Here is a 13,243-nt window from a genome sequence, read left to right as displayed (position 1 = left end):
GCAGGGAGAGGCCATCAGCGGTGAGGACCACCGACACAGCGCCGCCGGGTGCAGGAGAGCACCCGGCGGCAGGAGGGACGCGCGCATGTGTCACGGTAGATGCCGACCTTGGTCGGCAGTAGATCCACGCCATGCGTGGATGGCTTGGCCAGCTTCAGTGCCGACCAAGGTCGGCACCCACCAGAGCAGGCCGCGCAGCAGGAACAGGCTCGGCAGTAGATCCACGCCATGCGTGGATGCGGCGCCACGAACCAATCCTAAAGCTCCAGCACCCGCCGGTAACTCAACGGCCCACGCCCATCGCGCAGGCCCAACCGCAGTTCAAGTCCGGTGGCCGGCAATACCTCGCCCTCGCTCGGCAACACGGCCCATCCCGTTCCAGGCTGCCACGCCCGCACCTCGAACCGCTGCACATCGCGCGCCACCGCAAGGCCCTTCGACGGATCCGGTGCGGGCAGGGGATACCGGTCCGTAGCCGCACCACTGGCCCGCCACAGCGTGCTGCCCTGCCGCCACCAGCGCACCCGCTGCCAGTGCCGCCCATCACTGCCGACACTGCGGGTGATCTCCAGCGCGAAGCTGCCATCCGGGTGCCGCTCGCTCACCAGCGACGGGGGCAGCAATCGCTGCGGACGATCTGCCGGGCGCACCGCGCCATTCATCAGCGCATCGTCGGCACGCATTTCAATATCGCGCTGGAACTGCTGCAGCACGCGCAGCGCCGTCGTGGTCTCGGCATCGGCCTGGCGCAGGCGCTGGTCGCTGTTGGCCACGCTGTCCAGCGCACGCCAGCAGATCAGCGCCAGCACGCCCATGATGGTGATCGCGATCATCACCTCGATCAGGGTGAAGCCACGCACGGCGCGCCTCATTGCGCCGCAGTCCACGGCAGCTGCATCCGGGCCAGCGACTGTCGCGGTGCATCTTCGGCCACCACGGTCAATTCCAGTTGCGGCTGCCCGTCGCTGCCAGTGCCCAGATGCTGCAGGACCAGGAAGCTGCCGCGTCCCTGCACACAGCGCTGCCGCGCATCCTGCGGCGGCTGCCCGGCGAGGCGCAGCTCCTGCCAGCGGTCCTGCGCACACAACAGCGCCAGGCGACGGTCGCGCAGCCGTGACTGATCGTCGGTCGCCACTGCCACCGAGCGCATCACCGCAGCCAGTGCAATCGATACGATCGCCAGCGCGATCAACACCTCGATCAGGGTGAATCCGCGCGCCGTCTGCTTCACTGCACGACCTGCAATTGTCCGCTGCCATCATCACGAAGACGCAGTGCGCGGCCGTCCAGCGACAGTCCAAGCTCCCAGGCGGTACCGATCCACTCCGGGCTCAGCTCGATGGCGTTGGTGGGCTGCACCGCGATGCCTGCAGCCTGCCACTTCTGTGGACGCAGCAGATCATCGCGTTCAACGGTGACCCAGCGGCTGCCTTCGAGGCGGCTGAAACGATAGCCGGTGGCGTCGGCCTGCCAACGCAGGGGGCGGCCATCGATGCGGGCCTCGTCGCGCGCCACCTGCAGGCGCTGCGCCAGTCGTTCGCCTTCCTGCCGCAGCTGGCGCGCGGGATCGAGCAGACTGCCCAGGCCCAGGCCGATGCCTGCCGTGCAGATGCCGATGATCACCAGCACCACCATCAGTTCCAGCAGGGTGAAACCACGCGGGATGCGTCGCATCGACATTGCCTCCTGTCCCTTGCCGATGCGTGCCAGCGTAGGCCCGCATGATGAAACAAAAGCGTCAGCCGCACCTGCTAGCGTAGGCGGACACGAACGTGGCGATGATGTTGAACATGGACGGCAGGCGCTGGGATCGGAATCGGATGTTGACCCTGCTGGCGGCGACGCTGCTGCTGGCCGTGGTGGCCTATTGGAGCGTCACCCTGTCTGCGGTGGCGCCAGCGGCGGCCGCGAGCGAAGCGCATGCCGAGGCGCCGGTACGGCCGATGTTCGATGCAGTGGCCAGCCTGCCACTGGTGCGGCTGCTGTCTCCCGGCGCGGTGCAGACCGAGGTGGTCGTGCTGGGCGTGATGGCGGGTGACCATGCGCCATTGGCCCTGCTCTCGGTAGATGGACGCCCAGCGGAAGCGTATGCGCCCGGCCAACGACTCGGACCCTGCACGGTACTGGCCAGCATCAGCGCCAGCGCTGTGGAACTGAACCAGGCCGGGCAATCGCGCAGCCTGCCGGTGCCCGCGCTGCCAGCGGTGCCGACCGATGGCATCGTGCCCGCCAGCTCCCTGTAGAGCCGAGCCCACGCTCGGCTGCGTCTGGAAGAACAGTCGAGCATGGCTCGACTCCACAAAATCCTGCCGAACGCGGGCCCGGCTCTACAGCTGCGCAGGCTCAACGCGCCGGACGCTGCGGTTCCACCGAACGACCAAAGGCATCGCCCATGCGCTGTCGTGTGCCTTCCAGGTTGTACTGCATCAGCTGGTTGCCCGGCTGCCGCATCAGGCGTTCGGCTTCAGGCAGCGCCGGTGACTTCGCCGATTTCGGCGCCGGGGCCAGTTTGCGTTGCAGGCACTCCCAGGCGGGGATGCGCTCGCCGTTGACCTGTACTTCGATGCAGGGTGCGGCATCGTCCTGCTTCTTCGCCTCTCCGGCCCAGGCCGATGGCAACGCCAGCAACAAGGCAAGGGCGAGGGCAGGGCGAAGGCCCGCCTTCAACGACTCACTCATCTTGAATCTCCTGCGAAAACCGACGCTCAGCAATGAAGACGTATGGCGAAGACAGTGTCCGCCTGCAACTGTTCCGGCGCTGTCAAAAGATGACAGCACTGTCACAAAACTGTTGGCGGTTTTGACGCGACGTACACGTCCTGTTGATAGACCCACGCGCCGCTCCCTGGCCACTCCCTTCGATACGACGCGATGCCTTCGATGACTCCTGTTCCGTGCCGAGCCGTCCGCCTTCCGCTGCGCCTGCATCCGCTGGTGCTGGCTCTGGCCGCGATGCCGCTGCCATTGTTCGCGCAGGACGCGGCGCCTGCGCCCAGCGTGAACATCAATGAATACATCGTGCGCGGCAACACCGTGCTCGATCCGCGCCAGATCGAACGTGCGGTGGAGCCGTTCCTCGGCCCGGGCAAGACCCTGGCCGATGTCGAGAAGGCGCGCGATGCCGTCAACGCGCTGTACCAGCAGGCAGGCTACCAGTCGGTCTACGTCGAGCTGCCCGAGCAGCAGGTCAGTGGTGGCGTGGTGCTGCTGAAGGTGCAGCAGACGCCGATCGGGCAGCTGCGGGTCGTAGGCACGAAGCACGAATCGCCCGAACGCATCCGCGAACGCGTGCCGGCACTTGCCGAGGGCAAGGTGCCGGACTTCGACCAGGCGCAGAAGGAACTGACCGCGCTGAATGAAGGCGGACGTCGCCAGGTGATGCCGCTGGTGCGAGAGGGCCAGGTGCCGGGCACGATGGATGTGGACCTGCAGGTCGAGGAGAAGTCGCCGTGGCGTGCCAGCGCGGCGCTCAACAACGACCACAGCGCCGATACCGAGAAGCTGCGCCTGAGTGCATCGCTGGCCTACGACAACCTGTGGAAGCGCGGCCATAGCGCCAACATCGGCGTGTACCTGGCGCCGGAAGATACCAAGCAGGCCAAGGTGTTCTCGGCCTCGTACATGATGCCGTTCGAGGGCACGCCGTGGAGCCTGGAAGCGTCCGGCTACAAGTCCGACAGCCGCGTGCTGAACGCGGGCGGACAGGTCGGTACCGGCACCGGAACCAATGTGATCGGCAACGGCCATTCGATCGGCCTCAAGCTCAACTATCGACTGGCCGGCAGCAGCCAGTGGTGGCGCCAGCTCAGCCTCGGCGTGGACTTCAAGGACACCGAGGAAGACACGCAGATGGGCAAGGAGAGCCTGAAGACGCCGCTGAAGTACGCGCCGATCACCCTGGCGTTTGTCGGTGTGCGCCAGGGCGAGCAGGATCAGTTGAGCATCAATACCCAGCTGGTGGCCGGTACCCGTCGGCTGTTCGGCTATGGCAGCGATGCCATCGGGTTCGGGCAGAAGCGCTACTGGGCGGACCCCAGTTTCATCGCGTTCAAGGCCGATGTGGCCAACACCCACACCTTCGGCAGCGATTGGCAGTGGTACGCGCGCGGCTCGCTGCAGGTGACCGACGCACCGCTGGTGTCGGCCGAGCAGTTCGCCGCCGGTGGCATGTACACCGTGCGCGGCTATCTGTCGGCCGAGGCCATCGGTGACTACGGCGGCCTGGCCAGCCTGGAATGGCGTACCCCGGCGTGGTCGCTGTGGAGCGGCACGGATCTGCGCGTCTACAGCTTTGCCGACGCCGCCTACCTGCGCCTGCGCCAGCCGCTGCCCGAACAGCGTGACAAGTACAACCTGGCCTCGGTCGGCCTGGGCGCGCAGCTGCGCCTGGGTGAGCACCTGCAGCTGCGCCTGGACTACGCCTGGCCCTATGCCGATGGCCCGGTCACGCGCAAGGACGACCCGCGCCTGCATTTCAACATCAGCACCAGTTACTGACCCATCCCTTGAACATGCGTTCTCCGGAGACCCTTCGCATGGACCGTTTGCTTTCCCGAGTGTTGCTGCTGCTGGCCGCGCTGGTTGCGTTGCCTGCTGCTGCGGCCGATGCCAATTGGTGGCAGGCCGAATGGAAGTACCGCAAGCCGATCACCGTCGACGCCGGCCCGCAGGGCGCGGGCCTGGCCGGTGACCCGGGCCGCACGCCGCTGCTGCTGCGCCTGCATACCGGCAACTTCGGTTTCGATGGTACCCAGGACGCGGGCAACGACCTGCGCTTCGTGTCGGGCGATGGCCGCACCGTGCTGGCCCATCAGATCGAACAGTTCGATCCCAAGCTGGGCCTGGCCCTGGTCTGGGTGGACGTGCCGGCAGTCAGCGCCGCCGCGCCGCAGACGATCTGGATGTACTACGGCAATGAGAAGGCACCGGCCAGCGGCAACGGCCAGCAGGTGTTCGACCCGGACTACACGCTGGTCTACCACTTTGCCGAGGCCAATGCGCCGGCGCGCGACACCACCGCTTACGGCAACAACGCCGGCGCCGTCGTGCCGCCGTCCGAGGGCGCGGTGATCGGTCGTGGCGTGCAGCTGGGTGCGGGCCCGCTGCCACTGCCCGCCAGCGCGTCGCTGGTCCAGGAAGCGGGTGCGCCGCTGACCGTCTCGGCCTGGATCAAGCCGGGCAGCAACAATGCCGCGCAGGCGATCTACGCCCGTCGTGATGGCGCGTCCGAGCTGGTGCTGGGTATCGAGAACCGGGTGCCGTTCGTGCAGCTCAACGGCCAGCGCAGCACGCCTGCGCAGCCGATTCCGGAAGGGCAGTGGGCGCACGTGGCGCTGACGGCGGAGAAGGGCGCGTTGCAGCTGTACCTCAACGGCCGTGTGGTGGCCCAGCTGAGCGGCGAGCTGCCGGCGCTGGGCACCGCGCCGGTGGTCGGCGCCGATGCCCCGGGTGCGGCACAGCCGCTGGCCAACTTCGAAGGAGCGCTGGATGAGCTGCGCGTCTCGCGGGTGGCACGCCCGGCGGCGCTGCTGCTGGCCGACGCCACCGCGCAGGGCGCCGATTCACGCCTGATCAGCTACGGTGCCGACGAGCAGTCGGCCGGCCAGAGCCACTTCGCCTTCATCCTCAAGGCGATGCCGTTCGATGCCTGGGTGGTGGTCGCCATCCTTGGCCTGATGATGCTGCTGTCGTGGGCGATCATGATTGCCAAGAGCCGCCACTTCGGCCGTACCAGCAAGGCCAATGCGGTGTTCACCGAGAGTTTCGGCAAGCTGTCCGGCGTGCCGCTGCGCACCCTGTCGGACATGGATCGCCAGGGCAAGGCGCCGACTGCGATGCACGATGGCTCGTTGTGGCGCATCTACCAGGTGGCCATCGATGAAATGCAGCAGCGCCACCAGCGCGACGGCAACAGTGGCTACCTGAGTGGCGCCACCATCGCCGCGATCCGTGCCTCGATGGATGCGGTGATGGTGCGCGAGCAGGAGGCGATGGCGCGGCGCATGAACTGGCTGTCGACCACCATCGAAGGTGCGCCCTACGTGGGCCTGTTCGGCACCGTGATCGGCATCATGCTGGTGTTCGTGGTGGCGGCGATGGCCGGCGCGGTGGACATCAACTCGGTGGCGCCTGGCATGGCCGCGGCGCTGCTGTGTACCGCTGCCGGCCTCGGCGTCGCCATCCCGGCACTGTTCGGCTACAACTACCTGGGTGCGCGTGCCGAAGCGATCGGCGCGGACATGGCGGTGTTCATCGACGAGTTCGCCGCGCGCCTGGCCGAAGAGCAGGACGGGCGCGGCCCGGCCGCGGTCCAGGGCTGAGGGGCGCGCCATGGGCCAGAAGGCGAAGTTCGGCATCAAGAAGCGCGAGAAGGGCATCAACGTAACGCCCTTCGTCGACGTGCTGCTGGTGGTGCTGGTGATCTTCATCCTGACCAGCAACGCCTCCATCCCCGGCATCGAGGTCAATCTGCCGAAGGCCAGCAACAGCGTGGCCCTGGAAAAGCCGAAGACCAAGGCGATCACCATCGACCCCAGTGGCCAGGTGTTCCTGGATGCCTACCCGGTGACGATGGCCGAGCTGGAAGACCGGCTGCGTACCGAACGCGCGACCACGCCGGATTTCCCGGTGATCGTGCGCGGTGATGCGCAGGTGCAGTACGCCCGCGTGGTCGAGGTACTGGACCTGCTGCGGCGCCTGGAGCTGGCCCAGGTCGGCCTGGTCACCGGCAAGGCGCAGGGTTGAGGCATGACGGCCCATCAACCCCCTCGACCGGAGCCCGGCATGCGCGGTCGCCAGTTGCTGGTGACCGTGGCACTGGTGCTGGCCGCGTTGCTGGTGCTCGGCATCGCGGTGTGGTGGCTGTTGTTCAAGGACACCGCCAGCACCCGTCGGCCGGTGGTGCAGCCGCCGATGCTGGCGCTGCCACCCCCTCCGCCGCCGCCCCCGCCGCCCCCGGAAAAACCACCGGAGCCGGAGACACCGCCGGAAGAGACGATGCCCGAACCGGAGCCGCTGGATCAGCCGACGCCGGCCGAAGAGCCGACGCCGACGCCGGATAACAGCGATCCGGTGACGATGAATGCCGACGCGCAGGCCGGTGGTGACAACTTCGGTATCCAGTCCGGCAGTGGTGGCGGTTCGTCCGGCGTTGGCCGTGGTGGCGCCGGCAACGCTACCTACGGCCGCTACCTGGGCTACCTGATGCAGCAGGCGATCTCGCGCGACGACAAGGTCAAGCGCCTGGCGTTCCAGCTGCAGGTGAATGTGTGGCTGGCCAACGACGGCCGCTTGGAAAAGGTCGAACTGGTACGCGGCAGTGGCAACGAGGAGGCCGACGCGGCCGTGCTCGATGCCCTGCGTCGCATCGGCAAGGTTGACCAGGCACCGCCGCCGTCACTCGATTTCCCCGCCCGCGTCCTGATCCAGGGCCGCCGGCCCGGGGCCTGACTCCGACTTCCGTGATTTCCCTTCTTTCGATGAGAACCGTGATGAACGACCACGTCCGCGCACGAACCGACTCCCGCCGCCCGCGGCCGGCCCGACGGGCGCTGCTGTGCTGCGCCGTGCTGCTCAGCCTGGCCGCCCCGGCCGGTGCGATGGCGGCCGAAACCACCATGGTCAAGCTGATCAAGGGCCTGATCGCCAGCGGTGCACTGAAACCCGAAGACGGCCAGGCACTGCTGGTACAGGCCGAAGCCGAAGCGGCGGCCGCACAGCGCACTGCAGCCACGGGCAGCACCGCGGCGAGCGGTGGCGTGGCCCTGGAGGCCGGTGACGTGCGCGTGCCGTACGTACCGCAGAGCGTGCGCGACGGTATCCGCGACGAAGTGCGCCAGGACGTGATGGCGCAGGCGAAGTCGGAAGGCTGGGCGGCACCCAACGAAGTGGCCGAGTGGACCAAGCGCATCAAGGTCACCGGTGACATGCGTGTGCGCAGCGAGTCGCGCTTCTACTCCGAGCGCAACAGCGACATCGTGAGCAACTGGTCGTCGATCAACTCCGGCAACGGCTTCGACACCAACACCAATACCAATCTGCAGTTGCCGCCGCTGCTGAACACCCGCCAGGACCGCCGTAACCTGTGGCGCATCCGTGCCCGCCTGGGCATCGAGGCAACCATTGGCCAGCACACCACGGCCGGCGTGCGCCTGGCCAGCGGCAGCAGCAATGGCCCGGTGTCGACCACCGAGCAGCTGGGCGGCGGCCTGAGCAAGAAGGACGTGTGGCTGGACCAGGCCTGGCTGGCCTACAGCCCGGCGGACTGGGTGACGGTGCGTGGCGGCCGCTTCGGCAATCCGTTCTGGACCAGCGACACGCTGTTCTCCAACGATCTCAACTTCGATGGCCTGGCCGCGAACCTGAAGTATGACTTCGATGGTGGCGACCTCGACCTGTTCGGCAACCTCGCGGTGGTACCGCTGGAGTACACCTCCGACAGCTCGCCGAGCCAGAGCAAGGTCAAGACTCCGAACGAGAACAAGTGGCTGTCCGGTGCCCAGGTGGGCGTGAACTGGCGCTTCAACGATGACAACGCGCTGCGTGCTGCGCTGGGCTACTACGACTTCAAGAACATCAGCGGTCGCCTGTCCTCAACGTGCTCGCTGTACTCGGGTGCGGTGGGCTGCGACACCGATTGGTCGCGCCCGGCGTTCATGCAGAAGGGAAATACCCTGATGCTGATCCGCAACATCGCGCGCAATCCGGTGGATCCGGCCGGTACGCCGACCCCGCAGTATGTCGGCCTGGCCTCGGCGTTCCGCCTGGCCACGCTGAACCTGCGCTGGGACACGCAGCTGGCGCAGGGCATCGGTCTGCGCCTGGATGGCGACTACATCCGCAACCTGGCCTACGACAAGCAGGCCATGTTCAGTCGTGCCCAGAACGGCATCGTCAACAACTACGGCGCCGGCGATACTGTCGGCATCGATACCTTCCGCAGTGGCGACACCGCATGGATGGTGCAGGCCACCTTCGGTGCCACCGAGCTGAAGGAGAAGGGCCAGTGGCAGGCGCTGCTGGGCTACAAGCACATCGAGGCCGACGCACTGCCCGATGCCTACAACGATCCGAACTTCCACCTGGGCGGCACCAACGCCCGCGGCTACTACGTGGGCGGCGCCTACGCGCTGGATGCACGCAGCTGGATCAGCGGCAAGTGGATGGCGGCCAAGGAAGTGTCCGGCGCGCCGCTGTCGATCGACGTGTTCCAGCTGGAGTTCAACACCGGGTTCTGAGTGGCGGGCGTGATGCGGATCACGTAGTGCGTGGCGGGGGCGCAGCGATGCGCCCGTCTAAGGAAAGGAGACCACGCGTTGTTCAAAAGGAGGAGTGGATGAGCCGTCGCAAGCTGTTCGAGAGTCCCGAACCGTCCAGCCAGATGCTGGGTGTTGGACCGGCCTATGTTTCAGTGGAGGGCCTGCGCCAGCACCTGGCCGAGTTCCTGCTGTATGCGGGCCGGCCGGTGGTGATCATGCGCGGGCGCAGCGAAGTGGGCTATTTCCTGCCGGCGCGCTGCTGGCGCCAGCGTGACGATGATCCGCTGGCGGCGGCTGCCGCCGACCAGCTGCTGGATGCGGCCGGCTTCCAGGCCGAGGACATCCAGCAGGTGGAGCAGGAATTCAACGCCATGCGCCAGCGTACCGTGCTGCATTCACGGCGCTGAGCCTTCCGTAGAGCCGGGCCCATGCTCGGCTTTTCGGGCGGTTGCACGCGACGTTGGCAACAGCCCCTGCCGTTGCCTTCGGCTCTACAGTAGATCCACGCCGTATGTGGATAGGCCACACCCGGCGGCAGCTACAACGCCAGCACCTGTCCCGGCTCCAGCGCCTGCAGAAACGCGTCGTCATGCGACACCACCACCAAAGTGCCCGGGAACACCCGCAGCACCTGCAGCAGGTGCATCCGCAGCGTCATGTCCAGGTTGTTGGTTGGTTCGTCCAGAACCAGCAGCGCTGGGGGCTTGGCCGCCATCAATGCCAATGAAAGCCGCGCCCGTTCGCCACCGGACAATGCGGACACGGGCGTCTGCGCCGTGGCATCGCCGCGGAACAGGAAGTCGGCCAGGTGCAGCCGGCACTGGGTCTGGCTCCAGTCCGGCATCTGGGCAGACAGCGCCTGGAGAGGCGTGGCCTGCATCGGCAGGTCCCGGTAGTGCTGGTCGAGCAGGGCGATCTGATCAGCTGGCGGCAGCAACCAGTCACCATCACGGCGGATGCTTGGGTCGCCGCACAGCGCGCGTGCCAGCGTGGACTTGCCGCTGCCGTTGTCACCGGTGATCGCCAGGCGATCGCCGACATCCAGGCGCAGATGCAGTCCACCCAGCACCGTTTCCGTGGCATGCGCCACGCTGGCGTCGGTCAGCTGCACCACCACTCCCTCACGTCGCCAGCCGGCCGGCAACGCGAAGGTAGGCTCGATGATGGTCTCGCGCTGCAGGTCATTGCGACGAGCCACGATGTCTTCCTGCTGCTCACGGATCAGCAGTTGCTTGCTGCCGGCGGTGGTATTGCCACGGCCGAGCTTGGTGGCTGAACGCACGCCGCCCCACTTGCGCTGTTCCACCTTGCGCACACCGCGTTCCCGCGAGCTGGCAGCGCGCTGCTGTTCGCGCATCAACGCCTCATGGGCCTGGCCGCGCTCCTGATCCAGCTGGCGCAGCTGCCGGTCGCTGGCCTCGCGTCGCTGCTGCAGGTCCGCCTGATAGTCGCGGTAGCGGCCGCCGAAGTGGCTCACGCGCCCGCCACGTATGTGCCAGAGCTCATTACAGAGCGCATCGATCAGGGCTTCATCGTGGGTGGCCACCAACAGTGCGCCGTGGAACTGGCGCAGGCGCGCGATCAGCGAGCGGCGTGCACTGCGGTCCAGGTGATTGCTGGGTTCATCGAGCAGCAGTACATCGGGGGCGGCATCGAGCGCGCGGGCGAGCGCATGGCGCATCTGCTCGCCGCCGCTGCGAGAGGAGTCATCCAGCACGTGCTGCGGCACGTAGGCGATGCGTGCGCCATCGCGCCGGATGATGGTCCCGCCACTGGGCACCAGAGTACCGGCCAACGTCTGCAGCAGGCAGCTCTTGCCACTGCCGTTGTCGCCGATCAGGGCGATGCGGGCACCTGAGGGCAGGTGCAGGTTGACGTCGGCCAGCAGGGCGCGGCCGTTGAAATCCAGATCCAAAGCATGGGCACGTAACATCGCGTGCGGTCCTCCTGTTGCTGCGCGCTCACTGCATCCGAACGCGGACGCGCAGCTTGGAACAGGGGCGAGGCCGGAGCAAGCGAGGAACCGGCCAAGATCCGCCGCAGGTGGGCCAGACCTCCTTCAGCCGCGCTCACTGGTGATGCGCGCACCTTCGCGCATCACCAGCGTCACCGGGGTCCTTTCCACCACCTCCAGCAACCGCTGCCACTGCGCATCGCTCAGCTCGGCGCTGGCATGCAGCACGCGGTGCACGTGGAAGCGTCCATCTTCGTCGCGTTCCGAGCGCAGCTCGGCATGGAACTCGCCCAGCTCCCAGCCCTTGCGTTGCGCATACATGCGCAGGGTGATGGCGGTGCAGGCGGCCAGCGAGGCCAGGTACAGATCGAAGGGCGCGAAGCCCTTGCCCTGACCGCCCAGCGAGGCGGGCTCGTCAGCGTCTACATCAAAGCTTCCATTGCTGATGTGGTGCAGGTAGTTGTCGCCGGTCGAAACAATGCGCGCGTAGGCCATCACATTCTCCATCTGTCTCTAGCGTCGAGCCACGCTCGACCAAACCCACTGTAGCGTCGAGCCATGCTCGACTGCTCCCAAAGGCGGCGCCAGCCAAGGCCAGCGCCGCCACCCATTCACTCGGTACGATCGTACGAGAACTGGATGCCTGCCGTACCACCGGTTTCAATGAAGAGGTTCATGAACGCCGGCACCGTTTCTGAGCGGGCCCAGTCGCGCTGCAGCTCGCAGAACAACTGCGGCACGCTGATCAGCTGGCCCCCGGCCTGTTCGATGCGGCGCAACGCGGCATCATGCGCCGCCAGCGAAGTGCCGCCAACGGCATCGACCACCACGTACACCTCATAGCCTTCCTTCAACGCATCCAGGGCCGGGAAAGTCAGGCAGGCTTCGGTCCACAGTGCGGTCATGATCAGCTTGCGGCGGCCGGTGGCCTCCACCGCCTTGCGGAACTCGACGTCTTCCCAGGAATTGATGGTGGTGCGGTCGTAGGTGGGGTAGTCGCCCAGCACCTTGCGCAGCTGCGGAATCGGCGGCTTGTTCAGGCCGGTCTTGACGTTGACCGTCGAATGCACGATCGGCAGACCGTAAGCCACAGCGGCTTTGGCGGTGCCGACGATGTTGTTGACCAGCAGCTGGCGGTCCATCGAGGCGATGGAGTTCACCTGCACCGGCTGGTAGTCGATGATGATGAAGGCGGAATTCTTCGGGGTCAGCAGGTGGTCGCTGGCCGGGTCGCGGATCGGTTCACTGGACATGATGGGTCTCCGGTTGGGAGGAGTGCCGGCAGCGGGCCGGCACCCCGGGGGGTAGCTCAGCTGCGCTGCGAATCCAGCTGCTCCTGGTTCTTCTGCACGTCCTGCGCCTTGAGGTAGCTCTCGATCAGCAGCTGGTAGTTCGGGAAGATCTTCGTGTAGACCTCGGCCCACTGCTGGGCATCGTCGCGGTTCCAGCTGCGCTGGATCTCCGAGGCCACCGCGGCGGTGTCCATCGGCACCACGCCGGCCTGCACTACGCGGGCCAGGGTGATCTCTTCGGCCATCTTCGAATAGGTGCCCGAGGCATCGATCACCGCGAACACCTGGTAGCCATCGGCCACGGCGGCGATCGACGGGAAGGCCATGCACACGCTGGTGATGGTGCCGGCAATGATCAGCTGCTTGCGCCCGGTGGCCTTCACCGCAGCAACGAATTCCGGGTTGTCCCAGGCGTTGATCTCACCCTTGCGCGCCACGTACTGGGCATGCGGGGCCGCGTCGTGGATCTCCGGGATCAGCGGGCCGTTCGGGCCCTGCGGGACCGAGGCGGTGGTGATCACCGGCATCTTTGCCAGCGTGGCCATCTTCGCCAGCGCAGTGGCGTGGGCGCGCACGCTGGTGAATGGCATGTCACCGATGGTCTGGAACAGGCCGCTCTGGTGGTCGATCAGCAGCATCGCGGCGTTGTCCGGATCGATCACCGGGCGGGCACCGTTGAAGTTGGCGGGGGTACTCATGGTCAGTCTCCTGGGGAAGGTGGGCGATGGCCCATTGGCGCG

15 protein-coding genes are annotated in these 13,243 nt (G+C 66.9%); 7 read left to right on the top strand and 8 right to left on the bottom strand.

Features of this window, described 5'->3' with window-relative positions; translation table 11 throughout:
• Window positions 1–257 precede the first annotated feature (257 nt).
• The 3 genes from D5301_RS09480 to gspH are packed head-to-tail and all read right to left on the bottom strand — an operon-like array spanning window position 258 to window position 1,674.
• Entirely contained in the window at window positions 258–872 is a 615-nt protein-coding gene (locus tag D5301_RS09480; protein ID WP_153855485.1) for a prepilin-type N-terminal cleavage/methylation domain-containing protein, read from the bottom strand.
• On the bottom strand, window positions 869–1,231 hold the full coding sequence (gene gspI / locus D5301_RS09475) for a type II secretion system minor pseudopilin GspI (protein ID WP_032128115.1): 363 nt from the start codon (window positions 1,229–1,231) through the stop codon (window positions 869–871). The genes D5301_RS09480 and gspI overlap by 4 nt, the downstream gene beginning before the upstream one ends.
• Complete coding sequence (gene gspH, locus D5301_RS09470) at window positions 1,228–1,674, bottom strand: type II secretion system minor pseudopilin GspH (protein WP_153855484.1); 447 nt, start codon at window positions 1,672–1,674, stop codon at window positions 1,228–1,230. Before gspH ends, gspI begins: the two co-directional genes overlap by 4 nt.
• Window positions 1,675–1,778: 104 nt before the next feature.
• On the opposite strand from gspH, the gene D5301_RS09465 reads away from it, so the two are divergent.
• Entirely contained in the window at window positions 1,779–2,243 is a 465-nt protein-coding gene (locus D5301_RS09465; RefSeq protein WP_194936622.1) for a general secretion pathway protein, read from the top strand.
• A 100-nt stretch (window positions 2,244–2,343) separates the two neighbouring features.
• Here the strand turns inward: D5301_RS09465 and D5301_RS09460 are convergent, their stop codons facing one another.
• Window positions 2,344–2,679, bottom strand: a complete 336-nt coding sequence (locus D5301_RS09460) for a hypothetical protein (protein WP_049399766.1) — start codon at window positions 2,677–2,679, stop codon at window positions 2,344–2,346.
• A gap of 201 nt (window positions 2,680–2,880) precedes the next feature.
• On the opposite strand from D5301_RS09460, the gene D5301_RS09455 reads away from it, so the two are divergent.
• The 6 genes from D5301_RS09455 to D5301_RS09430 all read left to right on the top strand — a co-directional run bounded on the left by D5301_RS09455 (window position 2,881) and on the right by D5301_RS09430 (window position 9,664).
• The gene (locus D5301_RS09455; RefSeq protein WP_049399765.1) at window positions 2,881–4,497 is read left to right on the top strand and encodes a ShlB/FhaC/HecB family hemolysin secretion/activation protein; all 1,617 of its coding nucleotides are present in this window, start codon (window positions 2,881–2,883) and stop codon (window positions 4,495–4,497) included.
• Between the two features lie 38 nt (window positions 4,498–4,535).
• Window positions 4,536–6,320 carry a MotA/TolQ/ExbB proton channel family protein gene (locus D5301_RS09450; protein WP_153855483.1) on the top strand — a complete coding sequence of 595 codons (1,785 nt, stop codon included), beginning with the start codon at window positions 4,536–4,538 and terminating at the stop codon, window positions 6,318–6,320.
• A gap of 10 nt (window positions 6,321–6,330) precedes the next feature.
• Window positions 6,331–6,744 carry a biopolymer transporter ExbD gene (locus D5301_RS09445; RefSeq protein ID WP_005409874.1) on the top strand — a complete coding sequence of 138 codons (414 nt, stop codon included), beginning with the start codon at window positions 6,331–6,333 and terminating at the stop codon, window positions 6,742–6,744.
• Between the two features lie 39 nt (window positions 6,745–6,783).
• Complete coding sequence (locus D5301_RS09440; RefSeq protein ID WP_049399763.1) at window positions 6,784–7,449, top strand: cell envelope integrity protein TolA; 666 nt, start codon at window positions 6,784–6,786, stop codon at window positions 7,447–7,449.
• Window positions 7,450–7,490: 41 nt separating this feature from the next.
• Window positions 7,491–9,236, top strand: a complete 1,746-nt coding sequence (locus D5301_RS09435) for a putative porin (protein WP_012511241.1) — start codon at window positions 7,491–7,493, stop codon at window positions 9,234–9,236.
• A gap of 98 nt (window positions 9,237–9,334) precedes the next feature.
• Window positions 9,335–9,664 carry a hypothetical protein gene (locus D5301_RS09430; protein WP_005409871.1) on the top strand — a complete coding sequence of 110 codons (330 nt, stop codon included), beginning with the start codon at window positions 9,335–9,337 and terminating at the stop codon, window positions 9,662–9,664.
• Between the two features lie 131 nt (window positions 9,665–9,795).
• On the opposite strand, the gene D5301_RS24465 is transcribed toward D5301_RS09430, so the two are convergent.
• The 4 genes from D5301_RS24465 to D5301_RS09410 all read right to left on the bottom strand — a co-directional run bounded on the left by D5301_RS24465 (window position 9,796) and on the right by D5301_RS09410 (window position 13,201).
• Window positions 9,796–11,190 carry an ATP-binding cassette domain-containing protein gene (locus D5301_RS24465; protein WP_153855482.1) on the bottom strand — a complete coding sequence of 465 codons (1,395 nt, stop codon included), beginning with the start codon at window positions 11,188–11,190 and terminating at the stop codon, window positions 9,796–9,798.
• Between the two features lie 126 nt (window positions 11,191–11,316).
• The gene (locus D5301_RS09420) at window positions 11,317–11,706 is read right to left on the bottom strand and encodes an OsmC family protein (protein WP_110712508.1); all 390 of its coding nucleotides are present in this window, start codon (window positions 11,704–11,706) and stop codon (window positions 11,317–11,319) included.
• A 116-nt stretch (window positions 11,707–11,822) separates the two neighbouring features.
• Entirely contained in the window at window positions 11,823–12,464 is a 642-nt protein-coding gene (locus D5301_RS09415) for a hydrolase (protein ID WP_110712507.1), read from the bottom strand.
• 56 nt (window positions 12,465–12,520) lie between these two features.
• Window positions 12,521–13,201, bottom strand: coding sequence for a hydrolase (locus D5301_RS09410; protein ID WP_071227966.1), 681 nt, complete (start codon window positions 13,199–13,201; stop codon window positions 12,521–12,523).
• Window positions 13,202–13,243 lie beyond the last annotated feature (42 nt).

It is taken from the genome of Stenotrophomonas sp. MH181796 (assembly GCF_009659995.1).
GTDB lineage: Bacteria > Pseudomonadota > Gammaproteobacteria > Xanthomonadales > Xanthomonadaceae > Stenotrophomonas > Stenotrophomonas riyadhensis.
The sequence above is the reverse complement of the archived record's forward strand: the minus strand, read 5'-3'. Positions and strand labels throughout refer to the sequence as shown.

Excerpts from the sequence above, each read along its gene's own strand:
- D5301_RS09440 (WP_049399763.1), top strand. The coding sequence starts at position 6,784 with ATGCGCGGTCGCCAGTTGCTGGTGACCGTGGCACTGGTGCTGGCCGCG.
- D5301_RS09460 (WP_049399766.1), bottom strand. The coding sequence starts at position 2,679 with ATGAGTGAGTCGTTGAAGGCGGGCCTTCGCCCTGCCCTCGCCCTTGCC.
- D5301_RS09435 (WP_012511241.1), top strand. The coding sequence starts at position 7,491 with ATGAACGACCACGTCCGCGCACGAACCGACTCCCGCCGCCCGCGGCCG.
- D5301_RS09465 (WP_194936622.1), top strand. The coding sequence starts at position 1,779 with ATGATGTTGAACATGGACGGCAGGCGCTGGGATCGGAATCGGATGTTG.
- D5301_RS09415 (WP_110712507.1), bottom strand. The coding sequence starts at position 12,464 with ATGTCCAGTGAACCGATCCGCGACCCGGCCAGCGACCACCTGCTGACC.
- gspH (WP_153855484.1), bottom strand. The coding sequence starts at position 1,674 with ATGCGACGCATCCCGCGTGGTTTCACCCTGCTGGAACTGATGGTGGTG.
- D5301_RS24465 (WP_153855482.1), bottom strand. The coding sequence starts at position 11,190 with ATGTTACGTGCCCATGCTTTGGATCTGGATTTCAACGGCCGCGCCCTG.
- D5301_RS09450 (WP_153855483.1), top strand. The coding sequence starts at position 4,536 with ATGGACCGTTTGCTTTCCCGAGTGTTGCTGCTGCTGGCCGCGCTGGTT.
- D5301_RS09420 (WP_110712508.1), bottom strand. The coding sequence starts at position 11,706 with ATGGCCTACGCGCGCATTGTTTCGACCGGCGACAACTACCTGCACCAC.
- D5301_RS09430 (WP_005409871.1), top strand. The coding sequence starts at position 9,335 with ATGAGCCGTCGCAAGCTGTTCGAGAGTCCCGAACCGTCCAGCCAGATG.
- D5301_RS09480 (WP_153855485.1), bottom strand. The coding sequence starts at position 872 with ATGAGGCGCGCCGTGCGTGGCTTCACCCTGATCGAGGTGATGATCGCG.
- D5301_RS09455 (WP_049399765.1), top strand. The coding sequence starts at position 2,881 with ATGACTCCTGTTCCGTGCCGAGCCGTCCGCCTTCCGCTGCGCCTGCAT.
- D5301_RS09410 (WP_071227966.1), bottom strand. The coding sequence starts at position 13,201 with ATGAGTACCCCCGCCAACTTCAACGGTGCCCGCCCGGTGATCGATCCG.
- D5301_RS09445 (WP_005409874.1), top strand. The coding sequence starts at position 6,331 with ATGGGCCAGAAGGCGAAGTTCGGCATCAAGAAGCGCGAGAAGGGCATC.